Source organism: Nonomuraea ceibae, assembly GCF_019396325.1.
GTDB lineage: Bacteria > Actinomycetota > Actinomycetes > Streptosporangiales > Streptosporangiaceae > Nonomuraea > Nonomuraea ceibae.
Map to the genome: position 1 here is coordinate 1 of NZ_JAHKRO010000069.1, position 23,603 is coordinate 23,603.

25 protein-coding genes are annotated in these 23,603 nt (G+C 73.2%); 15 read left to right on the top strand and 10 right to left on the bottom strand.

Annotated features, from left to right (window positions below; genetic code table 11):
- A partial coding sequence (locus tag KME80_RS32360; RefSeq protein ID WP_219510307.1) for a GNAT family N-acetyltransferase occupies window positions 1-917 on the top strand: 917 nt, incomplete at its 5' end.
- Between the two features lie 19 nt (window positions 918-936).
- Here the strand turns inward: KME80_RS32360 and KME80_RS32365 are convergent.
- The gene (locus tag KME80_RS32365; protein ID WP_219510308.1) at window positions 937-2,028 is read right to left on the bottom strand and encodes an FAD-dependent monooxygenase; all 1,092 of its coding nucleotides are present in this window, start codon (window positions 2,026-2,028) and stop codon (window positions 937-939) included.
- A 98-nt stretch (window positions 2,029-2,126) separates the two neighbouring features.
- Between KME80_RS32365 and KME80_RS32370 the strand changes: the two genes are divergently transcribed.
- The gene (locus tag KME80_RS32370) at window positions 2,127-3,029 is read left to right on the top strand and encodes a TetR/AcrR family transcriptional regulator (RefSeq protein ID WP_219510309.1); all 903 of its coding nucleotides are present in this window, start codon (window positions 2,127-2,129) and stop codon (window positions 3,027-3,029) included.
- Here KME80_RS32370 and KME80_RS32375 read toward each other — a convergent pair.
- On the bottom strand, window positions 3,026-3,196 hold the full coding sequence (locus tag KME80_RS32375) for a response regulator transcription factor (protein ID WP_219510310.1): 171 nt from the start codon (window positions 3,194-3,196) through the stop codon (window positions 3,026-3,028). The two genes, KME80_RS32370 and KME80_RS32375, sit on opposite strands and share 4 nt — an antisense overlap.
- On the bottom strand, window positions 3,184-3,597 hold the full coding sequence (locus KME80_RS32380) for a hypothetical protein (RefSeq protein WP_219510311.1): 414 nt from the start codon (window positions 3,595-3,597) through the stop codon (window positions 3,184-3,186). Before KME80_RS32380 ends, KME80_RS32375 begins: the two co-directional genes overlap by 13 nt.
- Before the next feature lie 3 nt (window positions 3,598-3,600).
- On the opposite strand from KME80_RS32380, the gene KME80_RS32385 reads away from it, so the two are divergent.
- The 4 genes from KME80_RS32385 (at window position 3,601) to KME80_RS32395 (ending at window position 11,232) form a co-directional block, all read left to right on the top strand.
- On the top strand, window positions 3,601-3,792 hold the full coding sequence (locus KME80_RS32385; protein WP_219510312.1) for a hypothetical protein: 192 nt from the start codon (window positions 3,601-3,603) through the stop codon (window positions 3,790-3,792).
- 110 nt (window positions 3,793-3,902) lie between these two features.
- A complete protein-coding gene (locus KME80_RS32390; RefSeq protein WP_219510313.1) occupies window positions 3,903-6,950 on the top strand; it encodes a helix-turn-helix transcriptional regulator in 3,048 nt (1,015 codons plus the stop codon).
- 32 nt (window positions 6,951-6,982) lie between these two features.
- Complete coding sequence (locus tag KME80_RS52145; protein ID WP_281427272.1) at window positions 6,983-7,114, top strand: hypothetical protein; 132 nt, start codon at window positions 6,983-6,985, stop codon at window positions 7,112-7,114.
- A gap of 35 nt (window positions 7,115-7,149) precedes the next feature.
- A complete protein-coding gene (locus KME80_RS32395; RefSeq protein WP_246646133.1) occupies window positions 7,150-11,232 on the top strand; it encodes a S8 family peptidase in 4,083 nt (1,360 codons plus the stop codon).
- Between the two features lie 38 nt (window positions 11,233-11,270).
- Here KME80_RS32395 and KME80_RS32400 read toward each other — a convergent pair whose 3' ends face one another.
- Together KME80_RS32400 and KME80_RS32405 are read right to left on the bottom strand one after the other, a co-directional pair.
- Window positions 11,271-12,278, bottom strand: a complete 1,008-nt coding sequence (locus tag KME80_RS32400) for a serine hydrolase domain-containing protein (protein WP_219510314.1) — start codon at window positions 12,276-12,278, stop codon at window positions 11,271-11,273.
- Window positions 12,279-12,372: 94 nt separating this feature from the next.
- Complete coding sequence (locus KME80_RS32405; RefSeq protein ID WP_308126014.1) at window positions 12,373-12,987, bottom strand: CGNR zinc finger domain-containing protein; 615 nt, start codon at window positions 12,985-12,987, stop codon at window positions 12,373-12,375.
- Between the two features lie 99 nt (window positions 12,988-13,086).
- Here KME80_RS32405 and KME80_RS32410 point away from each other — a divergent pair, with 99 nt between their 5' ends.
- The 8 genes from KME80_RS32410 to xynA all read left to right on the top strand — a co-directional run bounded on the left by KME80_RS32410 (window position 13,087) and on the right by xynA (window position 17,998).
- Window positions 13,087-13,539, top strand: a complete 453-nt coding sequence (locus KME80_RS32410) for a VOC family protein (protein WP_219510315.1) — start codon at window positions 13,087-13,089, stop codon at window positions 13,537-13,539.
- Between the two features lie 28 nt (window positions 13,540-13,567).
- Complete coding sequence (locus KME80_RS32415; protein WP_219510317.1) at window positions 13,568-14,473, top strand: pyridoxamine 5'-phosphate oxidase family protein; 906 nt, start codon at window positions 13,568-13,570, stop codon at window positions 14,471-14,473.
- Window positions 14,473-14,664: a ferredoxin gene (locus KME80_RS32420; RefSeq protein WP_219510319.1), complete on the top strand. Its 192-nt coding sequence runs from the start codon at window positions 14,473-14,475 to the stop codon at window positions 14,662-14,664. Before KME80_RS32415 ends, KME80_RS32420 begins: the two co-directional genes overlap by 1 nt.
- Before the next feature lie 15 nt (window positions 14,665-14,679).
- On the top strand, window positions 14,680-15,126 hold the full coding sequence (locus KME80_RS32425; protein ID WP_219510321.1) for a nuclear transport factor 2 family protein: 447 nt from the start codon (window positions 14,680-14,682) through the stop codon (window positions 15,124-15,126).
- Window positions 15,127-15,200: 74 nt separating this feature from the next.
- Complete coding sequence (locus tag KME80_RS32430) at window positions 15,201-15,593, top strand: YbaB/EbfC family nucleoid-associated protein (protein WP_219510323.1); 393 nt, start codon at window positions 15,201-15,203, stop codon at window positions 15,591-15,593.
- The gene (locus KME80_RS32435; RefSeq protein WP_219510325.1) at window positions 15,590-16,495 is read left to right on the top strand and encodes a WXG100-like domain-containing protein; all 906 of its coding nucleotides are present in this window, start codon (window positions 15,590-15,592) and stop codon (window positions 16,493-16,495) included. Before KME80_RS32430 ends, KME80_RS32435 begins: the two co-directional genes overlap by 4 nt.
- A 10-nt stretch (window positions 16,496-16,505) precedes the next feature.
- The gene (locus KME80_RS32440) at window positions 16,506-16,865 is read left to right on the top strand and encodes a hypothetical protein (RefSeq protein WP_219510326.1); all 360 of its coding nucleotides are present in this window, start codon (window positions 16,506-16,508) and stop codon (window positions 16,863-16,865) included.
- Between the two features lie 152 nt (window positions 16,866-17,017).
- The gene (gene xynA / locus KME80_RS32445; protein WP_219510328.1) at window positions 17,018-17,998 is read left to right on the top strand and encodes an endo-1,4-beta-xylanase XynA; all 981 of its coding nucleotides are present in this window, start codon (window positions 17,018-17,020) and stop codon (window positions 17,996-17,998) included.
- 51 nt (window positions 17,999-18,049) lie between these two features.
- Here the strand turns inward: xynA and KME80_RS32450 are convergent, their stop codons facing one another.
- Entirely contained in the window at window positions 18,050-18,358 is a 309-nt protein-coding gene (locus tag KME80_RS32450; RefSeq protein WP_219510330.1) for a hypothetical protein, read from the bottom strand.
- 182 nt (window positions 18,359-18,540) lie between these two features.
- Here KME80_RS32450 and KME80_RS32455 point away from each other — a divergent pair, with 182 nt between their 5' ends.
- Entirely contained in the window at window positions 18,541-20,073 is a 1,533-nt protein-coding gene (locus KME80_RS32455; RefSeq protein ID WP_219510332.1) for an alpha/beta fold hydrolase, read from the top strand.
- Between the two features lie 39 nt (window positions 20,074-20,112).
- Here the strand turns inward: KME80_RS32455 and KME80_RS32460 are convergent, their stop codons facing one another.
- The 4 genes from KME80_RS32460 to KME80_RS32475 all read right to left on the bottom strand — a co-directional run bounded on the left by KME80_RS32460 (window position 20,113) and on the right by KME80_RS32475 (window position 23,593).
- Window positions 20,113-20,523, bottom strand: a complete 411-nt coding sequence (locus tag KME80_RS32460) for a PPOX class F420-dependent oxidoreductase (protein WP_219510334.1) — start codon at window positions 20,521-20,523, stop codon at window positions 20,113-20,115.
- A gap of 274 nt (window positions 20,524-20,797) precedes the next feature.
- A complete protein-coding gene (locus KME80_RS32465) occupies window positions 20,798-21,379 on the bottom strand; it encodes a TetR/AcrR family transcriptional regulator (RefSeq protein ID WP_219510335.1) in 582 nt (193 codons plus the stop codon).
- Between the two features lie 56 nt (window positions 21,380-21,435).
- Window positions 21,436-22,332, bottom strand: a complete 897-nt coding sequence (locus KME80_RS32470; protein ID WP_219510336.1) for a Rieske (2Fe-2S) protein — start codon at window positions 22,330-22,332, stop codon at window positions 21,436-21,438.
- Window positions 22,333-22,384: 52 nt separating this feature from the next.
- Window positions 22,385-23,593, bottom strand: coding sequence for an ROK family transcriptional regulator (locus KME80_RS32475; RefSeq protein WP_219510337.1), 1,209 nt, complete (start codon window positions 23,591-23,593; stop codon window positions 22,385-22,387).
- Window positions 23,594-23,603 lie beyond the last annotated feature (10 nt).

Sequence of the window (23,603 nt, forward strand, 5' to 3'; positions counted from 1 at the left end):
CGCGGGCCTGGGCGGAGTTCCCCGCCGCCGTCGCGGCGGCCGACCGCTCCGGTGACCAGGTCAGCGTCGACCTCATGACGGAACGCCTCGCCAACCCGCTGCTCGACCTGGAGCGCGGCACGCTGGCGGCCCGCGTGGGCCGGGAGATCGTCGCGGTCGGGCTGGCCCCTGTCAGGCACGCGGCGGAGCCCGTCCACCTGATGGACCTGTGGGGCGGCGGCGTGCACCCCGCCCATCGCAGGCGCGGCCACGGCAGGCGGATCATCGACTGGGTGCTCGCCACCGCGCCGGAGCTGCACGCCCGCAAGCATCCCGGCAAGCCGCTCCACCTGCAGCTGCACGTCCCCGACGACAACCACGGGCTGGCCGTGCTGGCGGAGCGCACCGGGTTCGTGCCCACCCGTGTCTTCCAGGACCGGCGGCGCGACCTGACGGTCCCGGTCCCGCCGCCCCGGCCGTCCGGCGGCGTCACGATCGTCCCCTGGGCTCCCGAGCTCGACGACCAGGCGCGCGAGGTGCGCAACGCCGCCTTCCGCGACCACTGGGGCTACACGCCGCACACCGCCGAGAGCTGGAACCGCTCCATCACCGGCACCGGGGTCTTCCGTCCCGCAGGCTCGTTCCTGGCCGTGGCCGGCGGGCACGCCGTGGGCTGCCTGCTCACCCACCACCGGCCCGCCCCGACCGGCGCGCCCGAGGCGTGGATCCAGGTCGTCGCCACGGTCGCCGAGTGGCGGGGCAGAGGCGTGGCCGGCGCGCTCGTCTCCCACGCGCTCACCGCGTTCCGGGCCCAGGGTTACGCCACGGCCGGGCTCAGCGTCGACGCCGACAACGGCACCGGCGCGGTCTCCGTCTACGAGCGCGCCGGGTTCGCCACGTTCCGGACGAGGACCTCGTACGTGCACGTCAGGCAGTGATGGCGAGCTTGAGCCGCCGTCACAGAGTGATGGCGTTCTTGGCCCGGTCGACGGACTCCTCGGCGGCGGGGCCGCCCGGGTTCTCCAGCGCGAGGGCCTGGTTGACCTCGGCGAAGGGCCGCATGCGGGCCTCGTAGCGGGCGAACGCGGTCTCGTGACCGGCCCTGCCCAGCTCCTCGGCCAGCACGGACGCGCCCACCAGCGCCAGGCTGGTGCCCTGGCCGGACATCGGGGAGGGGCAGCAGGCGGCGTCGCCCAGCAGCGTCACCCGCCCGGCCGACCAGCGGTCCATGCGGACCTGGGCCATGGCGTCGAAGTAGAAGTCCGGGTCGGCCCACATGCCCTCCAGCAGCTTGGGCGTCTCCCAGCGCAGGCCGCCGCAGTGCTCGGCGGTGATGCGCTTGTGCTGCTCGATGTCGCGGTGGTCGTAGGCGATCGGCCCGGCGTTGAAGCCCAGGTAGACCTTGATGCGGCTGTTGTCGCGGGTGGTGAAGAGGCCGTAGCCGGCGTCGCCGTCCTTCAGCCAGGTCTGCCAGTCGCGCAGGCCGAGGAAGTTGTCCATCGTGCAGATGCCGACATATTGGCCGATGGGGTGGACGAAGCGCTCCTCGGGGCCGAAGGCCAGCCGGCGCACGGCCGAGTGCAGCCCGTCCGCGCCGATCACCACGTCGTAGTCGGCCGGCTCGGCCCGGGCGAACGTGACGCGCACGCCGTGCTCGTGCTCGCGCAGCGCGGTGATCGAGTCGCCGAACCGGTAGCCGGCCGGGGCGTGCTCGTGCAGGATGCCCGCCAGGTCGTCGCGGAACAGCTCCACGTCGTCGTTGTCGAGCCGGCCGCCGCTGTAGGTGGTCTCGGTGGTGCGGAAGACCTCGTTGCCGTCGCCGTCGAGCACGGACATGCCCCGGTAGGCGGTCCTGGCGTCCCGGACCCGCTCCAGCAGGCCCATCCGGTCGACGACCTCGAGCGCCGCGCCGCGTACGTCGACCGCGTGCCCGCCGGTGCGCAGAGCGGGTGACCGTTCGACGACGGTGACGGCGAAGCCCTGGCGGCCCAGCCAGTACGCCAGCGCGGATCCGGCGGTCCCCGCGCCGGAGATGAGTGCCTTCTTCATGGTGAACCCCTCTCGTGTACGACTGAACGTACAGCGTAAATACAGAGGTTGCAAAGGGGTATCTGGTAAGTTCTGTACTAGTACAGAAGGAGAGACGCATGCCCGCGCCGTACCAGCAGATCGTCGACGACCTCCGGCGGCGGATCGACGACGGCGAGCTCGCGCCCGGCGACCGGGTGCCGTCGACCAGGCAGATCGCCATGAAATGGGGCGTCGCCCTCGCCACGGCGGCCAAGGCGCTCGCCACGCTCGGCCACGAGGGCCTGGTCGAGGCCCGCCCGCGCTCCGGCACCGTCGTCGCCGACCGCGCCCAGCGGCGCCGCCCGCAGGGGGAGCAGGGCCTGACCCGCGAGCGCGTCGTCGCGGCGGCGATGGAGATCGCCGACGCCGAGGGGCTGGCCGTGCTGTCCATGCGCGGCGTCGCGGCCCGGCTCGGCGTCTCGGCCATGTCGCCCTACCGCTACGTGGGCGGCAAGGAGGAGCTGGTGACGCTCATGGCCGACGCGGCCTACGGCGACGCCGAGTGGCCGGAGACGCTGCCGGAGGGCCGCCGGGACCGGATCGAGCTGATCGCGCGGCTGCTGTGGCGGGTGCACCGGCGGCACCCGTGGCTGGCCCACGTCACCCCGCTCAACCGGCCGCTGCCCCTGCCGAACCTGATGGTCTACGCCGAGTCCCTGCTGGCCGCGCTCGACGGCCTCGGCCTCGGCTCGGTCACCATGCTCAACCTCCAGGTCCTGGTCTTCAGCCACGTCCAGGGCCTGGCCGCCAACCTGGAGCACGAGGCCCAGGTCCAGGCGGCGACCGGGGTGTCCGACCAGGAGTGGGTCGACGCCCGGATGAGCGCCCTCGACCTGCGCCGCATGCCCACGTTCGCCAAGGTGCTCGCCGGGCTGCCGAGCGAGGGCTACGACCTGGACCTGGACGCGTTCTTCGAGTTCGGCCTGCAGCCGCTGCTCGACGGCATCGACAGGCTGATCGAACGGTCGGCGACGAGTTAGAGCCAGCCGGCCTCGGTGGCGATGCGGATCGCGTCCTGCCGGGTGCGGGCGTTCAGCTTGGTGACGGCGGAGGCCAGGTAGTTGCGCACGGTGCCGTAGCTGAGGTACAGGTCCCTGGCGATGTCGCGGGGCGCGGCCCCGGCCCCGGCGCCGGTCAGGCGCAGCACGCCGCGACGTCGCGGATCGCGGCCACCAGCTCCTGCGGCCGCGCGTCCTTGAGCATGAACCCCGCACGTGCGCGTCGACGCCGCGCCGCAGGTTGCCGGGCCGGCCCAGCGCGGTGAGGATCAGCACCCGGCAGTCCGGCAGCCGCCCGCGAGGCCGCCGCCGAGGCCAGGGCGGTCGCCGCCGCTCCCGGCGCGCCTTCGACGCCCGCCGCCCCCACCGGCCCGCCCGATGCGCCGTCGCGGCTCGCTTGGTGGGCGCTCACCGCGATGACCGTCAACGTGGCCGTCATCGCGCTCCACAACGTCGCCGACACGGGCCCGGCAGTGGTGCCGCCGATCCCGGCCGCTGGGCCGTCGCCGTCACGGCCGCGGTCCTGGCCGTCGCGTTCCAGCTCCACCACGGCGTGCCCCGGGCCAGGCCCGCCCGGCACTGGCGGCGGACGCTCCCAGCGCACATCCTCGCCGTCACCGCCGCCGCGCTGCACGTCGGCGAAGGCGCCCTGTCGCCGCTGGTCGGCCTGGCCGTGGCCAACACCCTGCTGTGGCTGCCCGCCCGCTGGTCCGTGCCCGCCGTCGCGCTCGGCGCCGGCCAGTAGTTCCGCGTGCACCGATGCGCCATGCACAATGCACGGCCCGCCCGTGAGCCCGCCGGGCCGGTTGCTGTATGAATGATCGCAGCATGGCCTGGTGAGCGGAGGCGGTCCCGATGACCAACGGTGACACGGTCTCGGGACGGGTGATCTCGCCGGTCCTGGTCGGGCGCGAGGAGGAGCTGCGCCGCCTGGCCGCGGCGGTGAGCCGGCCACCGGCCGTGGTGGTGCTCGAAGGCGAGGCCGGGATCGGCAAGAGCAGGCTGCTGGCGGAGCTCGCGGCACGGCCCGAGACCGCCGGCCGGCTGCTGCTGCGCGGGGGCGCCCGGCGCATCCGGGAGCCGTTCCCGCTCGGGCCGCTGGTGGAGGCGTTGCGCGGCGCCGAGGAGCCGCTGGCGCGGGCCGGGCTGTCGCCGGTGGCGGGCGCGCTGCGCGGCCTGCTGCCCGAGCTGGCCCCGGTGCTGCCGCCCGCGCTGGACCCGCTCGACGACCGGGCCGCCGAACGGCACCGGCTGTTCCGGGGGCTCGCGGAGGTGCTGCGCGCGCTCGGCCCGGTGGTGCTGGTCGTGGAGGACCTGCACTGGGCCGACGAGCAGACCGTTGAGTTCCTCGCCTACGCGCTGGCGGTGCCGCCGCCCGGGCTGTCGATCGTGCTCACCTACCGGGGCGAGGAGGCCGGCGCGGTCGTCAGGGAGGTGACCGGGCGTCCGGCGGACGCGGTGTTCCACGATCACATTCTGCTGAAGGCGCTGGACGTCACCCAGACCGGCGACCTGGCCGCGGCGATCCTCGGCGAGTCCGGCGTCACCGCCGACTTCGGCGCCCACCTGCACGAGCTGTCGTCAGGGCTGCCGCTGGCCGTACAGGAGCTGATGGCCCTGCTGCGCGCGCGGGGCGCGCTGATCAGGCTGCGCAGCGGGCGATGGGCGCGCAAGGCGGTGGCGGAGCTCGACGTGCCGCCCGGCGTGCGGGACTCGGTGCGCGAACGGGTCGCCCGGCTGCCCGAGGCGGCGCGTGCCGTCGCGGAGGCAGCCGCGGTCTTACAGGCCCCGGCGCGGCCGGCCGACCTGGCCCGGGTGTGCGGGCTGCCGAGGGCCGACACCGTGGCCGGGGTGGACGAGCTGCTGGTCTCCGGGCTGCTGGCCGAGCAGGCGGGCGCGGTGGCGTTCCGGCACGTGCTGGCCGCGCAGGCCGTCTACGGCGCGATCCCGCTCGGGCGCCGCCAGGAGCTGCACGCCCGCGCGGCGGCGGTCGTACGGGAGCTGCGGCCCGTGCCGCTCGGCCAGGAAGCCCACCACCTGCGCCAGGCCGGGCGGCTGGCCGACTGGGTCGAGGCCGCGGAACGGGCGGCCGAGCAGGCGTCGCGCCTCGGCGACGACGCCGAAGCCGTGCGCATCCTGGAGGACGTGCTGCGCCACGCCCCGCTCGACCCGCGACGCCGGGGCCGCCTGGCCGCGCGCCTCGGCTGGGCCGCCGCCCAGGTGCTGCGCCCGCCCCAGATCATCGGCCTGCTGACGCAGGCGCTGGAGACGGAGCAGCCCGGCCCGCTGCGCGGCGAGCTCAACTTCCTCGTCGGCATGCTCCAGGAGAGGCTCGGCGAGGACTCGGGCGCGCAGCGCCGCACCATCGCCGCCGCCGTCGGCGACCTCGCCGACCGGCCCGACCTCACGGCCTGGGCGATGGCGTCGCTCGGCAGGCCGATGGACCCGAGCGTGCCGCTGGCCGAGCACGTCACGTGGCTGGAACGCGCCCTGGAGACGGCCCCGCGCGTCGGCGACCCGGCCGAGGAGGTCTTCGTCCTCGGCAAGGTCGCGACCTCCTTCAGCGGGTACGGCGACCCGCGCTGGCTGGAGCTGACCGAGGAGGTGCGCCGCAGGACCGGCGGCCGGCCACGGCACCGGCAGGAGGTGGGCGCCTACCGGTCCATCGCCGAGAACGCCTGCCTCGCGGGCAACTACGCCGTCGCCGCCGACCTGCTGGCCGCCGCCATGCGCGGCGCGGCCGGCGAGGAGTCGTCACGCGAGCCGCTGTCGCGCTGCCGGCTGGTCGCCCTCCTGCTCGCCTGCTGCCGTGGCCGCTGGGACGGGCTGGAGGAAGAGACCGCGCTGCTGCTCGACGAGTACGGCGGGCGGCCGTTCGACCGCCTGGGCGCCGAGATCGTCGCAGCCTGCCTGGCGCTGGCGCGCGGCGAGCTCGACACCGCCCGGCGCGAGCTGCCCGAGGTCACCGGCACCGCCCTGGTCCAGGGGGCCTACGAGCTGCTTCCGCTGTCGATGGCCGCCTTCCTGCGGCTGTCCACGGCGAGCGGCGAGGCCGGGGCCGCGCTCGCGGCCGTCGAGGCGGCGGTCGAGGTGTGGGAGGTCAAGGGGCTCTGGCCGCTGGCGGTGCGCGCGCTGCCCGCGCTGGCCGAGGCGATGGCGGCGGCGGGCCGGCGTGCCGAGGCCGTCGCGCTGGTGGAGCGGGTGTCGGCGCGGCTCGACGGGCTCGACGCGCCGATGGCTGCGGCGGCCCTGGCGCACGCCCGCGGCCACCTCGCCGCCGACGGCGCGGACGCGGCGGCGCTGTTCCGCGCGGCGGCGGCGGGCTACGACCTCCTGGGAGCCCCGTACGAGGCGGCCCAGTCCCGCGAACTCGCCGCCGCCCACCTCTTCACCACCAAACCCACCAAACCCACCGAACCCGACCCCGCCGAACCAGCCGCCCCACCCGGGAGGGCCGCCTCTTCGGGGGCTGCCGCCTCTTCGGGGGGTGCCGCCTCTTCCGGGGCTGTCGGCCTCTCCCGCCCTTCGGATGCTCCGGGGTTGTTGTTGGAGGCGATCGCGGGGTTTCGGGAGCTGGCTGCGCGGTGGGATCTCGACCGGGCGGCGCAGCTCGCCCGCAAGCACGGGGTGACGGTCAGGGGCCGGTATCCCGGCGGCCCGCAGGGGTACGGCGCTGACCTGTCGCCCCGGGAACGGGAGATAGCCGAAATGGCCGCCGCCGGGCTGACGAACCGGGAGATCGGCCGCCGGCTGTTCGTCTCGCCCAGGACGGTCGAGAAGCACCTGGGCGCCGCGCTGCGCAAGCTCGGCCTGCGCTCCCGCACCGCGCTCGCCGCCCACCTCGGGGACCCCCGTAGTGACCCGCCCGGTACGGGGGCCGCGAATGGGGTGGCCTACCCATAGTCCCCACCGGCGGTGCGGACGACGCTTGGGGCATGTCCGAAACCGACGCCACCGACGGCGATCCGGCTGACTCCGACCCAGCGCGGAAAGGACCGGCGGCCCCGCCGGAGCAGCCGGTCATCGAACCACTCGAAGACGCCCCCGAAGGGTTCGAGCCCGTCTGACCCTCACCCCTCAGCACCCGAAAGGGCAGTTCGGCATGTCTCCACGCACTTCACCGCATGATCCCCCCTCCTTCAGGCCCCGCCGCACCGGCGCGCTGATCGCGGCCTCGGCCCTGATTCTCGGCACGCTCGCCGTTCCGGGCGCGCCCGCCCTGGCTCAGGAACCCGAGCCCGCCGCCCCGGCGACCGCCCCGGCGACCGGGCAGGTGACCGGCCCGATCGCGCTTGCCGGGCTCGGCAAGGGCGACCGCACGGTCACCCTGATCACCGGCGACCGGGTGCGCCTCAGCGACGCGGGCGGCGGCACGTACTCCGTCCGGCCGGAGTCGAGCGTGCGCCCCGACGGCACCACCGCCCAGCTCTCCACGCTCGCCACCCCGGACGGCGTCTACGTCACCCCGAGCGACGCCGTGCCCGCCATCAACGCGGGCCGCCTGGACCGGGAGCTGTTCAACGTCACCTACCTGGCCGAGAACGGCTACACCGACGACCGGGCCAAGCAGTTACCCGTCATCGTGCAGTATCCAGGGCAGCACACGGACCGGGCGGTCGCCTCGGCGGCCGAGGCCATCCCCGCCAGCGAGCCCGTGCTCACGCTGGAGAGCGTCAACGCCGCCGCGCTGGCCGTCACCAAGGCGGAGGCGGGCGCGTTCTGGACCGCGGTGCGGGCCGAGCCGGACGCGAACGGGCTCGCCGGGCGGGCGGCGCTGCGCGGCGGGATCGCCAAGGTGTGGCTGGACGGCAAGGTCAAGGCCGATCTGGCGGAGAGCGTCCCGATGATCGGCGCCCCGCAGGCGTGGGCCGGCGGGCACGACGGCGCGGGCGTGAAGGTCGCCGTCCTCGACACCGGGGTGGACGCCACGCACCCCGACCTGGCGGACCGGATCGCCGACAGCAGGTCCTTCATCCCCGGCGAGGAGGTGCGGGACGGCCACGGCCACGGCACCCACGTCGCCTCCACGATCGCCGGCTCGGGCGCGGCCGGAGGCGGCAAGCACAAGGGCGTCGCGCCGGGCGCGCGGTTGATCGTCGGCAAGGTGCTGTCCGACGCGGGATCGGGCCAGGACTCCCAGATCATCGAGGGCATGGAGTGGGCTGCCGCCTCCGGCGCCAAGGTGGTCAGCATGAGCCTGGGCGGCGGCGCGAGCGACGGCAGCGACCCGATGAGCCAGGCGGTCGACGCGCTCACCGCGTCGTCCGGCGCGCTGTTCGTGATCGCCGCGGGCAACGCCGGAGAGGGCGGCGCCGAGACCGTCGCCACCCCCGGCACCGCCGAGGCCGCGCTCACCGTGGCCGCCGTGGACAAGAACGACGCATGGGCCCCGTTCTCCAGCCAGGGACCGCGCGTCGGCGGCGGACTCAAGCCGGACATCGCCGCCCCCGGCGTGGCCATCGCCGCGGCGCGCGCCGCGGGCACGAGCATGGGCAGCCCGATCGACGAGCACTACACGGCCGCGAACGGCACCTCGATGGCCACCCCGCACGTCGCCGGAGCCGCCGCGATCATGGCGCAGCGGCACCCGGAATGGACGGCACCGCAGCTCAAGGCCGCGCTCATGTCGACCGCCAAGGACGACGCCCTCAGCGTGTACAAGCAGGGCGCAGGCCGCGTCGACCTCGCCACCGCGTACACCCAGCAGGTCTTCGCCGTCACCGGCGGGATCGACTTCGGCGCGGTGGAGAGCGGCGCCGAGCCGGCCACCCGCGAGCTGACCTACACCAACCTGGGCGGCGCGCCCGTCACGCTGACGCTCGCCCCCACCCTGAGCGGGTCGGACGGCGGCGCGGTCGAGGGCGCGCTGAGACTGGGCGCGACGACGCTCACCGTGCCAGCAGGAGGCGCGGCCACCGCCACGGTCACCGTCGACCCCAAGGCGCTGGCGAAGCTGGACAACTACACCGGCGCCGTCACCGCGACCGCCGACGGCGTCCGGCTGCGCACCCCCGTGGGCGTCGTCCGTGAGACGCCCAAGGCCACGCTCACCATCCACACCCTGGGCCGCGACGGCAAGCCGCTGACCCCGTGGGCCCAGGACACGATCGACGTGTCCGGCGGCAAGGGCGTCATCGGCGGCGTCTCCGTGCCCGCCGAGGGCACCACGATCGTCCGCGTCCCGCACGGCGTCATCAGCGTGGCCCAGTTCGTGCAGTGGGTCGACGACGACGACCGGCTCAACCTGGCGATGCTGTCGGCGCCGGAGCTGACCGTCACGGAGGACACCGAGATCACGCTCGACGGCCGGAAGCTGAGCCAGGTGCGGTTCAGCACCCCGCAGCCGGCCGAGCCGCTGAACAACTACGTCTACCTGGCGTATCAGCGGACGGTCGGCAACGGCGACTCCTACATGGGGTTCACCTGGCCGCGCGCGCCCTACGGAGGGGCCGCCAAGCTGTGGGCGCTGCCCACCGAGAAGGTCACCAAGGGCGCCTTCCGCTTCCACACCCGCTTCACCCTCGGCCGGGCCGAGGTCGCCATGAGCGTGCGCGGGCGTGACAAGCTCACCCTGCACCCGATGACCGCGCTGCACGGCGTCAACACCGCCGGGGTGCACGAGCAGAGCGACGGCTTCCCCGGCTACGTGCCGTTCACCGGGACCCGCGACCTGGACGTCGTCGACGTCGGCGAGGGCAGGCCGGAGGACCTCGCGGGCCGCGACCTGCGCGGCAAGCTCGTCCTGCTGGAGGCGCCGCTGTCGCAGGGCGTGTTCGGCGACGCGTGCGGCGTGCAGATCGAGCGGCTCGGCCCGATCCGTGACGCCGGCGCGGCGGTGGTCGCGTACTTCCCGAAGCCCGGGTCCGGCTGCGCGATCCCGCTGGGCTTCACGCAGGTCCCGTTCACGGGGGAGGCCAAGCCCATCGGCGTCGCCACGGTGTCGCTGCCGTCGGCCGAAGGGCTCGCCCTGCGCGCCCGGCTCACCGGCGGCAAGCGGCTGACCGTACGGGTGACCGGCACCGAGGAGACGCCCTACAGCTACACCTTCGCCCCTTACGAGGAGGGCCGGGTGTCCCGTTCGCTGCACTACACCTTCGGCGAGCGTGACCTGGCCAGGGTCGATCTGGACGCCCACGTCGTCGCTCCTCACCGCTACGACGACTGGCGGTACGCGCACAAGCCCGACGACGTCATGCCGCTGTCGACGAAGCTCGCCGGGTGGGGCGGCCCCCGGCTCGGCCTCCAGGAACGCCGCGACTGGGTCGGGCCGCTCGACGGCGGGATGCTCTGGTCGCACGGCATGGAGGAGCTGCGCGGCACGCCGGCCGACGCCCGGGTCCCGCAGTGGGCGCTGGAGGTGCTCGACAAGCCGGTCCGGATCCGTCAGACCTGGATGGCCACGCCGTTCACGCCCGGCGCCGCGACCGGCTCGGACAAGGTCTACAAGCTGGCCAAGCCGGGCGCGAACCTCGGCGCCTTCTTCCGGTGCATGATGTGCGTCCAGGGCGACAAGCTGTGGGCGGAGTTCGAGCCCAGCTACGGCTCCCCGGGCGCCAGGCAGTACAGCGGCGGCTACTGGCCGACGAACGACCTGACCAAGCCGGGGTTCGAGGTCCGCCTCTACAGGGACGGCAAGGAGATCCCACGCACCGAGGCCGGCGGCTCGACCGTCCTGCCGGTCTTCACCCTGCCGCAGCAGTCGGGCAGCTACCGGCTGACCGCCAGGAACGACCGGCACGACACCGAGTGGACCTTCACCGCCCCGGCGGCCGGGGCCGAGCGGCTGCCCGGTTCGTTCTGCTCACTCGAAGTGCTGTACGGCACGGCGGAGCCCTGCAAGCCGGCCCCGGTCGTGTTCGTCGGCTACGACCTGGGTGACACGCTGGACGCCGCCAACAGCGTGCGCGCCGGTCGTACGCACGCCTTCACCGTGTCCGCCTACCACTCGCCGTCCGCGTCGGACATGCCGGGCATCGCCGGTCTGAAGCTGTGGGCCAGCACCGACGACGGCGCCACGTACACGTCCGTCCCCGTCAAGCGCGGCAAGGACGGCACGTACACCGCCAGGACCCGCTATCCCGCGCTCGGCGCCACCAAGGGCGCCGTGACCCTCAAGGTCGAGGCGTGGGACAAGGCGGGCAACACCGTCAAGCAGACCACCGTCCGAGCCTTCGGCCTGCGTTAGTCAGCTCGTGAGCGCCCGGCGTCGCCGACGCCGGGCGCTCACGCGTCCCGGCCCGGGCGGAAGGCCGTTTCGTACAGGTCGTCGAAGGTCTTCAGGAAGTCGTTCCAGTCGCCGTTGAGGTTGACCACCAGCGTGCGGTGGCCCTGGCGGTCGCCCATCGCGAACGAGGTCGAGCCCTGGATGAAGCCGCCGCCGCCCCAGAGCGTCACCCCGCACGGGAGCCGCTGCTCGTAGACGCCGAGGCCGTAGCGGGTGCCGGGCACCCAGTCCGCGCCGTCGGTCGGGACCGTGGTGAACATCTCCTCCTGCTGGGCGGGCGGCAGCAGCTCGCCGTCGAGCAGGGCGCGCAGGAACCGGTGCAGGTCGGCGGTCGTCGAGACCATGCCGCCCGCGGCCCCGGCCCAGCTCAGGTCGGCGTCCGTCACGTCGTGGACGTCGGCGGGCCCGCCGCCCTCGTCGGAGCGGGAGTAGTGCCGGGCGCGCGGCTCGCGGACCGTTTCGGCGCCCGTCGGCAGGTACGTCCCGGTCAGGCCGAGCGGGCCGGCGATGCGGCGGTCGATCTCGGCGGCCAGGGTCGAGCCGGTCGCACCCTCGACGATCATCCCGGCCAGCGTGTAGTTGAGCTTGGAGTAGATGAAGCGCGTGCCCGGCGTCTCGGGGCGCGGGGGGTCCTGGCCGATGACGGCGTCGGGCAGCCCGCTGGTGTGGTTGAGCAGCTGCCTGACGGTGATCGCGGAGCCGTCGCCGCCCAGGTGCTCCTCGACCACGCCGGGCAGCCACGTGGCCACCGTGTCGTCCAGGCTCAGCTTGCCCTCGGCGGCCAGGCGCAGGACGACCGTGCCGGCGAACGCCTTGGTGAAGCTGCCGATGCGGAAGTGCTCGCCGGGCCGCCGCTCGCGGCCGGTGGTCAGGTCGGCCACTCCCGCCGTGCCGAACCAGCGGGTCCCGTCGCGGTCGCGCAGCTCGGCGACGATGCCGGGGCCGTCGCCGTCGGCCACGGCCCGGTCGAGGGCGGCGGCGAGCTGATCGGGGCGGAACGGGGACATGGTGCCTCCAGAGGCGTCAGGGGAAGATGCAAGCAACCGTAGTTGACTATTTCGAATTTAGTCAACTGCGGTTGCTTAGCCTGGAGGCTCCGGGCTATGCGGTCCCGGAGGGCTTCTTCGTGCCGCGCACCTTGGCGTAGTGGCGGGCGGCCCTGGCCCGGTTGCCGCAGCCGGCCGAGCACCACTCGCGCCGCGCGGATTCGCGCAGGAAGTAGAGCACGCATCCCGGGGCCTGGCAGGCGCGCAGCTCGTGGCGCCGCGGCCCGGCGAACAGGGTGACGGCGTCCTCGGCCAGCGCGGAGAGCGCGGCGTCGACGGCGCGCCCGGCGGTGCGCACGACGGCCTGCGGCTCCGGGCCGGTGCGCAGCTCGTGCCAGCGCGGGGCGCGGGCGGCGTGCGCGTTGAGCGTCGCGACCGAGCCGGGCTCGGGCTCCTGCCCGGCGACGGTCGCGGCGGCGAGGGCGCGTACGGCCTCCCGCAGCTCCCGCGCGTGACGCAGGTCGTCGCCGGTCACGCCCAGGAGGTCGGCGTCCGAGAGCGGGACGGCGAGCCGGTCGCGCACGTCGCGCAGCCACGCGGCGAGGTGCTCGACGGTACGCAGGCCGTCGAGGACCTGGCCGCGCACGGCATGCGTGGTGTTGCCGAGTTCGATCGGCGGCAGCTCCCCGAGCTGGGGAGCGCCGCCACCGGTGAGGTCTGCCACATCCACACTTCTAACGCTACCGGCAGCTTGACACCGTGAGGACCGTCCGCCATATTTCTAACGGTCGTACTTGCCTTTAACCATGAGAAAAACCGGAGGACTCGCATGAGCGCACTGGCCCTGCGGACCGGCCACGTCGGCCTGAACGTGACCGACCTGGCCCGCTCCACCGCCTTCTACCGCCAGGTCCTGGAGCTGGAGATCTACAACGAGCAGACCGACGGCGACCGCCGCTACGCCCTCCTCGGCCGCGACGGCGCCCTGATGGTCACGCTGTGGCAGCAGAGCGACGGCGCGTTCCCCGCGGACCGGCCCGGCCTGCACCACCTGTCGTTTCAGGCCCCCGACATCGAGGCGGTCCACCGCGCCGAGGCCGTCCTGCGCGGGCTCGGCGTGCAGCCGCTGCACGACGGCGTCGTCCCGCACGGCGAGGGCGCCTCGTCCGGCGGCGTGTTCTTCACCGACCCGGACGGCATCCGCCTGGAGATCTACGCCCCCTCCGGCGCCGACACCGCACCCGCGCCGACCAAGGGCGCGCCGACGTGCGGCTTCTTCTAGAACCCAGCGGCCAGGAAAGGAGCCGACCGTGCTCCACCACGGCGAACACGTGGTGCAACGCCGGGCCGGGCTGACCACCGACGGATGGGGATCGGCGGGTGTCGGCGCGGCCGTCCCGCCGGTCGCCGCGAACTTCCTCCGCGAGCAGCGGCTGGTCGTGATCGCGGCCGCCGACGACACCGGCGCGGCCTGGGCCGGGCTGATCACCGGCCCGCCGGGGTTCGTCACCGCCCCGGACGACCGGACCGTGGTCACCGACCGGCTGCCCGGCACGGGCGATCCGCTCGCCGGCCTGTTCGACACCGAACGCGACCTCGGCATGCTCGTCATCGAGCCCTCCGGGCGGCGCCGGATGCGGGTCAACGGCCTGGCCCGCAGGGACGGCGACCGGCTCGTCACCAGCACCCACCAGGTGTACGCGAACTGCCCGAAGTACATCCAGACGCGTACGTACCTCGAGGAGCTGCCCTCGCCGGGCCGGGCGGCGGCCGTCACCGGCGAGCTGACCGAGCACCAGCGGCGGTGGGTCGCCGGGGCCGACACCTTCTTCGTCGCCACCTACGCGGCAGGGCAGGGCGCCGACGCCTCGCACCGGGGCGGGAACCCCGGGTTCGTCACCGTGACGGGCGACGGGCGGCTCACCTGGCCCGACTACACGGGCAACTCCATGTTCATGACGCTGGGCAACCTCGCCGTCGAACCCCGCTGCGGGCTGCTGTTCCTCGACTGGGAGAACGGCGACACACTGCAGCTGACCGGCCGGGCCCGCGTCGACTGGGACCCCGGCCGGGCCGCGGCCGTGCCCGGCGCCCACCGGCTCGTCGACTTCGAGGTCGAGCGGGCCGTCCAGATCACCGGAGGGCTTCCGCAACGCTGGTCGTTCGGCGGCTACTCGCGCTTCAACCCGGCCCAGGCCGCCGAGAGGAGGGCGTGATGCGGGTCCGCGTCGACGACGCCCTGTGCCAGATCCACGCCCAGTGCGTGTTCGCCGCGCCGGAGGCGTTCAGCCTCGACGCCGACGACGAGCTGGTCTACGACGCGGAGCCCGGCGACGCGTACTGGCCCGCCGTCGAGGAGGCGGCGCGTGCCTGTCCCGTCCAGGCGATCACGCTCGAAGAAGACTGACCGAGGAGAGAGCTCATGACCGTTCCGCCCTTCACCGAAGAGAGCGCCCGCGCCAAGGTCCAGGCCGCCGAGGACGCCTGGAACACCCGTGACCCGCGCCGCGTGTCCCTCGCCTACACACCCGACTCGGTCTGGCGCAACCGGGACGAGTTCGTCACCGGCAGGGAGGAGATCGTCGGCTTCCTGACCCGCAAGTGGGCCAGGGAGCTGGACTACGCGCTGCGCAAGGAGCTGTGGGCCTTCACCGCCGACCGGATCGCCGTCCGTTTCCAGTACGAGTGGAGCGACGCGGCCGGGGGATGGTGGCGCAGTTACGGTAACGAGCTGTGGGAGTTCGACGCGAGCGGGCTGATGCGGCGGCGCGAGGCCAGCATCAACGACCTGCCGATCGCCGCCGGCGAGCGCCGGATCTTCGGGCCGCGCGGGGAGGATGAGCGGGGCGTGCCCGTGCCGCTCGCCTGACAAAGAGGGAAATAGCCGGTATTTCCTCCTGGTTAACTCTCGTACAGCGATGATCACGAGAGTCAGGAGACGCGATGACCTCACCGGGCGATCCGTTCAACGCGGGCGGCGACCAGGAGCTCGGCCGGCTGCTGGACCAGTTCCGGCAGGACGTGGCCGCGATCGAGAGGCTGAGCGGCCGGATAGCCGCCGTCAAGGGACGGGGGGAGGCCGCCGAGGGCCGGGTGGTGGCCGAGGTGACACAGACGGGGGCGCTGACCGGGCTCACCATCGACCCGCGCGCCATGCGGCTCGGCTCCGCGGAGCTGGCGGCGGCGGTCCTCGAAGCGGCGGGCCGGGCCGCCCGCGACGCCGAGCGGGAGGCGGGCGACCTGGTGGCCCCCTTCATCGCCGAGACCGTGCTGGACGGCGCGGGCCCGAGCGGCGACCGGCCGGGCGCCGGGGGCGACCGCGGGCGGCGGCCTTGAGGATCAACCCGGGCCGCGCGAGCATCTACGGGTTCGGCGCGCTGGGCATCGCCGGGTTCGTCTTCAAGATGCTCGCCGTGGACTACCCGACCGGCGACCCGGCCAAGGCCCGCCAGGCCGCCGAGGTGTGGGCCAGGCTGGCCGAACGCGTCGAGCGGAGCCCGGACAAGACGTTCGCCGCCGCGGAGACGGTGTGGAGGCAGAACAGCGGGGCCGGGGTCGACGCCTTCAAGAAGGCGGTCACCGCCGGCCTCTATCCACAGCCGCCCACGGCCGGCTACGCCGCCAGGCTCGCCCAGCGCTGCCGGCAGAACAGCCAGGCGTGCACCGAGTACGCGGAGGTCATCGAGACCGCGCGGCACACGTACTGGACGCTGGCGCTGGCCAACTTCGCCAGCTTCATCTTCATCACCACCTTCCCCTGGCAGGCGGGGACGGCGTACCAGATCAGCCAGTTCCTCATGCGCCGGGCGCAGGCGGGCATGCTGGCCAAGCTGCTGGAGCACAGCGTCGCCAAAATCGTGCTGGCCAAGCTCACGGAGTACACGATCGGCAGCACCTTCTTCGCCGTCGGGGACGTGGCCGTGGTCGCGGGCGTGAAGGCGCTGCGCGGGGAGGACCCCGGCTCGCTGGAGCAGAACGCCACGCAGGCGCTCAAGGAGTTCGCCGCCTCGGTCGCCTTCTACGGCGCATTCGACGCCGCGATGCCCCTGGCCGGCAAGATCAGCCAGAATCCCGACGTCCGCTACTTCCTGAGCCGGGTGGCCGGCGGCTCCATCGGATACGGCCCCTCGTACGACGCCATGAACGGCCAGGAGGGCGCCGAGCTGATCCCGACGTGGAAGGAGACGCTGGGCCGGCTGCTCCTCTACTTCACGATGGCGCACAAACCCGCGAGCTGAGGAGGACGGCATGGACATCCACAAGCACGTGATGCGCTCGGCGGCGCACGCGTTCGACGTCGAGCGGGACGAGCTCGGACGGTTCGTCGGGGAGGCGGCCAGGGACCTGGAGGCGATCGGCGCGTTCTGGGGTGACGACGACCTGGGCGCCACGTTCCTCAAGGGGGAGGGTGGCGCGTCGGGGTACGAGGCGGTGACCGGGCAGATCCAGGAGGGGGTGGCGAACTTCCTGACCGGGCACGGGGAGATCGCCCGGCGGCTGCGCCTGATGAGGGACAACGTCGAGGTGGGGGACTGGAACCAGGTCGCCCTGATCCTGTCGAAGCTCCCGCCCGGCGACCCGGACCGGCCGATCTGGGGGGCGAGCTGATGTTTCGGTAGCCGTACGAAATTTTCATCGGGACAACTGCGCAGGTGAGCCGGGATCTCGGCATCGTGACGAGTGGGCGGCATTGACAGCTTGACAAATTCGAGCCGATACTTTCGCCAACTCGCCGATAGTTTCGAGGAGGAAGCGCGCACATGAACGAGCCCCTCGCACCCCCGAAACGCCGCGGACCCATCAGGCGGTTCGTCGCCCGCTCCTGCGTCGTGGCGGTGGCCGTGGCCACGGCGATGCTCCCCGGCGTCGCCCACGCGGCCATCACGACCAACCAGACGGGCACCAACAACGGCTACTTCTACTCGTTCTGGACCGACAGCAACGGGACCGTCTCCATGGAGCTGGGCTCCGGCGGCAACTACAGCACCTCGTGGCGCAACACCGGCAACTTCGTCGCGGGCAAGGGCTGGAGCACCGGCGGACGCCGCACCGTCAGCTATTCGGGCAGCTTCAACCCGTCAGGCAACGCCTACCTGACCCTCTACGGCTGGACGAGGAACCCGCTCGTCGAGTACTACATCGTCGACAACTGGGGCACCTATCGGCCCACGGGCACGTACAAGGGCACGGTCACCAGCGACGGCGGCACGTACGACATCTACCAGACGACCCGCTACAACGCCCCGTCGATCGAGGGGACCAGGACGTTCAACCAGTACTGGAGCGTCCGGCAGTCGAAGAAGACCGGCGGCACCATCACCTCGGGCAACCACTTCGACGCCTGGGCCAGGCACGGCATGAACCTGGGCGGCCATGACTACATGATCATGGCGACCGAGGGCTACCAGAGCAGCGGCAACTCCAACATCACCGTGGGCGGCACCACCGGCGGCGGCGACGGGGGCAACGGGAGCGGCGGGTGCTCGGCGACGCTGTCGGCGGGCCAGCAGTGGAGCGACCGCTACAACCTGAACGTCGCGGTCAGCGGCTCCAGCAACTGGACCGTGACGATGAACGTGCCCTCCCCGGCGAAGGTCCTGTCCACCTGGAACGTCAGCGCCAGTTATCCCAGCTCCCAGGTGCTCACCGCCAGGCCGAACGGCAATGGCAACAACTGGGGCGTGACCATCCAGCACAACGGCAACTGGAACTGGCCGACGGTCTCCTGCAGCGCGGGCTGACCCCGGGGCACGCGAAGGGGCGGCGGCCGGGGCCGCCGCGCCGATGCCGGCTCAGCCGCAGGTGTTGGCGCGGATCGAGACGACGGGCCAGGGGGTGATGGAGGTGTGCGAGGTCTGCCCGACCGGCACACAGGGGCCGACGACGAGGATGGGGCCGGCGAGCGGCGAAGCGTGCTTCTGCAGGACGACGACCTGGTGCATGCCGGTGCCGGAGGAGCAGAAGCTGCTCGCCGAGCCGGCGCCGTACTGGGTGGTGCATCCCGTAGGCGCCGCGGCGGCGGGGGAGGCGAGGAGGACGGCCGGGCCGAAGGCCAGGGCTGCGGCGCCCGCCAGAATGGCGGCACGATGACGAAGGCTCATACGAGTCTCCAGGGGTGGGGGGTTTTACTTTTAGGAAAGTTTCCTAAAAGTGAGGCTAGATCGCTGTTTCCCCCACCGTCAAGACAGCCGTTTGCCCGTCAACCACGACATTTCCCATCTTGCTTCGCACGCCCTGCCGACCCGGCATGATCTAACTCGGCCGGATGACCGATGGGAGCGATGTGAAGAGAAGATTGACCCTGCTGGCGACCGCCTTCGTCACGGTCGCGGCAGTCTTACCCGTTCAGGCCGCCGGAGCGAGCCCCCAGCAGCCGCCCCAGGCGATCACCTGGACGCCGTGCGAGGAGGAGCCCGCCGCCGAGTGCGGCAAGCTGGCCGTCCCGATCGACTGGTCACAGCCTGACGGCCCCACCGTCGAGCTCGCCCTGGCCAGGCGCAAGGCCACCGACCCCGCCGCCCGCATCGGCTCACTGGTGATCAACCCCGGCGGCCCCGGCGGCTCCGGCGTCGAAGCCGCTTACGGCGCCCCCGGCTTCTTCACCCCCGAACTGCAGCGGCACTTCGACATCGTCGGGTTCGACCCGCGCGGCGTCGGCCGCAGCAACCCCGTGGTCTGCTCGGCGTCCGTCTACAACGAGATGCCGTACGCCGTCATGACCAGCCAGGCCGACTTCGACAGGTGGACCGCCTACAACGAGCGGCTGCGCGCCGACTGCCGCGCCCGCACCGGCCCCCTGTACGACCACGTCGACTCCGTCAGCGTGGCCCGCGACCTGGACGCCATCCGCGCCGCACTCGGCGAGGAGAAGCTCACCTACTACGGGATCTCGTACGGCACGCTGATCGGCCAGATGTACGCCGAGCTGTTCCCCGGCCGGATCCGCGCGCTCGCCCTCGACAGCAACATGGACCACAGCCTGCGCGTCAAGCAGTTCCTCGACAGCGAGGCCGCCGCCGTCGAGGACGCCTTCGACCAGTTCGTCGGCTGGTGCGACCAGGAGCCGAGCTGCGCCCTGCACGGCCAGGACGTCCGCGCGATCTGGAAGGACCTGCTGGCCAAGGCCCGGCGCGGCGAGCTCTACTACCCCGGGGTGCCCGACCGGCCGATGACCGAGCTGCAGGTGCTGTGGCAGGGCGTCCTCGGCACCGAAGGCCCCGCCTGGCAGCTCCTCGCCCAGATGATCAACGCGCTCAACGGCGGCACCCCGCCCGACTGGGTGCCCCCGCTGCCCGGCCGCCAGCCCGTGCAGGGCGAACTCGCCCACCTGCCGACCGTCATCCTGTGCCAGGACTACAGTCTGCGGGTGCGCAACTACCGCGAATACGCCGCACTGCTGCGCAGTTCCGCCCACCGGGCCCCCGACATGCGCTTCAACCCGATGCCGATCGAGGACCTGCCCGTCTGCCTCAACCACCCCACCAACAACCCGCAGCACCGGCTGCGCTACAAGGGCAGCGCGCCGCTGCTGCTCGGCAACTCGCTGCACGACCCGTCCACCCCGTACGGCTGGTCGGCCAACGTCGCCAGGCAGCTCGGCCGCAAGGCGGTGCTGCTCACCTACGAAGGCTGGGGCCACCGCATCTACGGCAAGGACGAGTGCAGCACGGTGCCCATCGACAACTACCTGATCTCGCTGACCGTGCCCCCGCACGGCTACCGCTGCCCCGTCGGCGGCCGGGTCGAGAACACGCTCAAGCGGCAGGCCGAACTCTGGCCCACCGACGGCCTCCCCTGGTCGTCGCTGCCCCGCTGACCCCGTGGCCGGGCCCGGAAACCACCCCGGGCCCGGCCCTCAGTGCACTGTCCTGCGCGCCTCGTACCAGGTGGCGCCCACCGGCTCGCCCGCCAGGTTCCAGCTCCACGACACCACGGGCGTGATGCCGAGGTAGAAGCCGGGCCCCACCATGCCGACCCGTTCCACCGGCTCCCCGGCCCGGCCGTAGACGCGCACCCCCCGCGCGACGAACGGCTCCATCGACACCAGGTCGTCGACCACCACCGCCACCAGGTGGTTGCCGGCCCTGACGTTGCGGAACTTGCGCGTCTCCAGCACCGACGCGCCCGACCCGCCGACCCAGAACCGCTCGCCGTCGAACTCGAACGCGACCGGCACCACGTCCGGCTGCCCGCCCGGCCCCAGCGTCGCGATCCGCGCCAGCGGCTGCGACCGCAGGTACGCGATCTCCTCCTCGGTGAACGCCATGACGTTCCTCCTTTCAGTCACGACCCCCTTGCCGGGAAGCCGTACGTGACGCCAGACTGCGGCGTGGCCGTTGAAGACCAAGACTGGTGGAAGACGCTGGAGCGCGCCCTGGAGATCGTGGAGCGCGACGTCCGCGCGGCGGACCTGGATCCCGGGCAGGGCGGCGACCTCACGAGACCGCGAACATCGCAGAGTTCACCCACTGAACGACCACGGAGCTGACTTGGAAGGCCGAGCCCGTGTGCGCACCCCATGAGGGTGGCGCGCTGCCTAGCTAGGGGCGGGGGCGCATTCCGGCGAAGAGGGCCTCGAGCACCCGGTCGACGTATTCGTGCGTCACCGGCTCCTGCGTGACCATGAGGGTGAAGAACAGCGGCCCCGTCAGGATCGACATGGCCAGGTCCAGGTCGAACTCGGGGGCGAGCTGCCCCTGCTCCCTGGCCTTGGTGAGCCGGGCGACGGTCTTGGCCTCCTGCGGCTTGGTGAAGCGCTCGTTCAGCTCGGCGGCGACGGCCGGGTTGTGCTGGGCCTCGCCGATCAGCGACTGGAAGAGCGGCCCGAACGGGGGGCGGCCGAGCAGGTCGACGGCATGGTGGATCTGCGTGCGGAGGTCGGCCATGACGTCGCCGGTGTCGGGGTAGTCGAGGTCCGGCTGTTGCGGTGACAGGACCGCGTCCAGGAACAGGGCGCCCTTGGACGGCCAGCGGCGGTAGATCGTGTGCTTGCCGACGCCGGCGCGGGCCGCGACCCCTTCGATGCTGAGCTTGGCGTAGCCGATCTCCTGGGCCAGCTCAAGCGTGGTGCGCCTGATGGCCTCGGTCCGGTCGTCGGCCCGGGTGCGTGGGGTGTCCGTCATGTGGACAGCCTATTAGAACGGCACGTGCCGTTGGCGGGGGTTGCGGGCGTTCGGGGTCAGGCCCGTGCGGTGATCCGCTCGGTGCTCCGGATCACCGCCCGGACGGGCTCCCGGTCGCCGGTCGTGGACCGGACGAGCACCCGGCCGTTGTCGATCTTCACGTCCCAGCGCGGCTCCTCGACCGTCGCGGGCCCGCGCACCACCTTGCCGTCGGCGAGCCGGAACGTGCTGCCGTGCCACGGGCACCGGATGCAGCCGTCGCCGACGATCGTGCCCTCGTCCAGCGGCCCGCCGGCGTGCGTGCAGGTGGCCGAGAGCGCGTGCAGCGTCCCGTCGTGCTGGACGAGCAGCACGGCGACCCCGTCCGCCGTGACGCGGTGCGCCCGGCCGTCGCTCACCTCGGCCACCGCCGCGACGTCGGTCCAGTCGGTGACGGGCTGCTGGAACGCGGTGTGGTTGACGCCGACGCCCTGCACGAACGACAGGCGCCCGCCCAGGTACGCGCCGATCGACGTCATGGCCAGGCCCGCGCCGCTCAGCAGCATCCCGGCCCGCCGCTGCCCGCGCCCGCGCGCGACCCAGGAGGCAGCCTGGAGCGCGGTCGCCGTCACGTTGCACAGCGCGTGCACGAGCCCGGTCCGCTGCTCGGGCCCGTAGGTCTCCGACCAGTCGGACGCCCCCGCCGCCGCGGCGGGCACCGTGGCGATCAGCCCGACGCCGACCAGGCGGCGCGCCGACTCGGCCCCGGCCTCGCCTCCGGCCACGTCCAGGAAGGAGGCCATGGTCCAGGCGCCGATGGGCAGGTCCGTAAGAACGGGGTGCAGCGAGTGGCCCAGCCAGGTGCCCGACAGCGCGTTCTTGATCGCGTCGGGGCGTGTCAGCCGTCCGACCAGGCCCGCGAGCTTGTTCGATGCGCCGTCGAGCGCACTCCAGTCCTCGACTTTTTTGCTCATGACGGCTGGCTTCCCCAGGCCGGGTGACTCATGCCTGGGGGAGCCCGGCGCGCTACGGCCGCTCGGCGCGCAGCCGGTCGACGGCGGCCGTCGCGTGCACCGCGTACTCGCCGAGAAGCTCGGAGTGGGCCTGTTCGAGGCCGAGGATGACGGCGCCGAGCACGGTGGCCAGCGCGCCGACGACGCTGCTGGAGATCGCCACGAACTCGTGCAGCGGCCGGGCCGCCGCCTGCACCGCCTCGACGACCTCGGGAGCGTCGCCGATCTCGCCGCCGATCACCACCAGGTCGGGGTCGACGACCGCCGCAAGCGCGGCGCACGCCCTGGCGACGTCCAGCACGTACGCGTCGAGCACGGCCTTGGCCTCGGCCGAGCCGGCCGCGACGTCGGCCAGGATCGCCTTGACCACGTCGCCGACGGAGGCCGCGCCGGGAGCCTGCGAGCGGTAGGAGTCGACCAGGCGGGAGGCCGCCAGCCGCTCCTCCATCGCGTGGCGCGAGGTCTGCTCGGCGCCGTCGGCCCACGGGAACGGCAGCCGCGACAGCTCGCCCGCCGCGCCGTGCGCGCCGCGCACCAGCCGGCCCTCGTTGATGAGCCCAGCGCCGACGCCCACGCCGAGCTGCAGGTAGGCCAGGCTCGGCACGTCGGCCCCGGCGCCGATCCGCATCTCGGCCACCGCCGAGCAGTTGACGTTGTTCTCCAGCCGCACCGGGCCGTCGAAGTGGTCGGTGAGCGCGTCGAGCAGCGTGGCGACGGCGCCCTTCTCCTGTCCGGCGGAGGCGGGCACCTGGCTGCGGCGGGCGTCGATGATCTGCGGCAGCGCGATCGTCACGGCCCGCAGCCGGTCGCGTCCGGCGCACCAGTCGGCGAGCTGCCGGGCCGCCCGTTCCATGACGTGCGGCGACGGCTCGCGGCGGCGGGCCTCGCCGGGGCGGACCGGCTCGGAGATGGACACGTGCGTGGTGCGCGCCCCGGCGAGGTCGACGGCCATCAGCTCGACGTGGGAGCTGCCCAGGTCGACGCCGAGCGCCCAGCCGACCTCGTCGGCCGCCTCGAACAGCACGGCCGGCTTGCCCGTCGCCGGGACGTGCCTGCCGTTGCGGCGCAGGTAGCCGGCCTCCTCCAGGGCGCTGACGGCGTCGTTGACGCTCGGCTTCGACAGGCCGGTGGCGGCGAGCAGCCGGGGCCGGGTGGTCGAGCCGTGGCCGAGCGTGTGACTCAGGACGTGGCGCTGGGTCGGGGGGAGTTCCGGCGAACGCATGTGGTCATCC

What these genes read in the sequence shown, in the direction of transcription:
- KME80_RS32365 (WP_219510308.1), bottom strand. Translation starts at nt 2,028, where the DNA reads ATGAAGAAGGCACTCATCTCCGGCGCGGGGACCGCCGGATCCGCGCTG.
- KME80_RS32370 (WP_219510309.1), top strand. Translation starts at nt 2,127, where the DNA reads ATGCCCGCGCCGTACCAGCAGATCGTCGACGACCTCCGGCGGCGGATC.
- KME80_RS32390 (WP_219510313.1), top strand. Translation starts at nt 3,903, where the DNA reads ATGACCAACGGTGACACGGTCTCGGGACGGGTGATCTCGCCGGTCCTG.
- KME80_RS52145 (WP_281427272.1), top strand. Translation starts at nt 6,983, where the DNA reads ATGTCCGAAACCGACGCCACCGACGGCGATCCGGCTGACTCCGACCCA.
- KME80_RS32395 (WP_246646133.1), top strand. Translation starts at nt 7,150, where the DNA reads ATGTCTCCACGCACTTCACCGCATGATCCCCCCTCCTTCAGGCCCCGC.
- KME80_RS32400 (WP_219510314.1), bottom strand. Translation starts at nt 12,278, where the DNA reads ATGTCCCCGTTCCGCCCCGATCAGCTCGCCGCCGCCCTCGACCGGGCC.
- KME80_RS32410 (WP_219510315.1), top strand. Translation starts at nt 13,087, where the DNA reads ATGAGCGCACTGGCCCTGCGGACCGGCCACGTCGGCCTGAACGTGACC.
- KME80_RS32420 (WP_219510319.1), top strand. Translation starts at nt 14,473, where the DNA reads ATGCGGGTCCGCGTCGACGACGCCCTGTGCCAGATCCACGCCCAGTGC.
- KME80_RS32425 (WP_219510321.1), top strand. Translation starts at nt 14,680, where the DNA reads ATGACCGTTCCGCCCTTCACCGAAGAGAGCGCCCGCGCCAAGGTCCAG.
- KME80_RS32430 (WP_219510323.1), top strand. Translation starts at nt 15,201, where the DNA reads ATGACCTCACCGGGCGATCCGTTCAACGCGGGCGGCGACCAGGAGCTC.
- KME80_RS32440 (WP_219510326.1), top strand. Translation starts at nt 16,506, where the DNA reads ATGGACATCCACAAGCACGTGATGCGCTCGGCGGCGCACGCGTTCGAC.
- xynA (WP_219510328.1), top strand. Translation starts at nt 17,018, where the DNA reads ATGAACGAGCCCCTCGCACCCCCGAAACGCCGCGGACCCATCAGGCGG.
- KME80_RS32450 (WP_219510330.1), bottom strand. Translation starts at nt 18,358, where the DNA reads ATGAGCCTTCGTCATCGTGCCGCCATTCTGGCGGGCGCCGCAGCCCTG.
- KME80_RS32460 (WP_219510334.1), bottom strand. Translation starts at nt 20,523, where the DNA reads ATGGCGTTCACCGAGGAGGAGATCGCGTACCTGCGGTCGCAGCCGCTG.
- KME80_RS32465 (WP_219510335.1), bottom strand. Translation starts at nt 21,379, where the DNA reads ATGACGGACACCCCACGCACCCGGGCCGACGACCGGACCGAGGCCATC.
- KME80_RS32470 (WP_219510336.1), bottom strand. Translation starts at nt 22,332, where the DNA reads ATGAGCAAAAAAGTCGAGGACTGGAGTGCGCTCGACGGCGCATCGAAC.
- KME80_RS32475 (WP_219510337.1), bottom strand. Translation starts at nt 23,593, where the DNA reads ATGCGTTCGCCGGAACTCCCCCCGACCCAGCGCCACGTCCTGAGTCAC.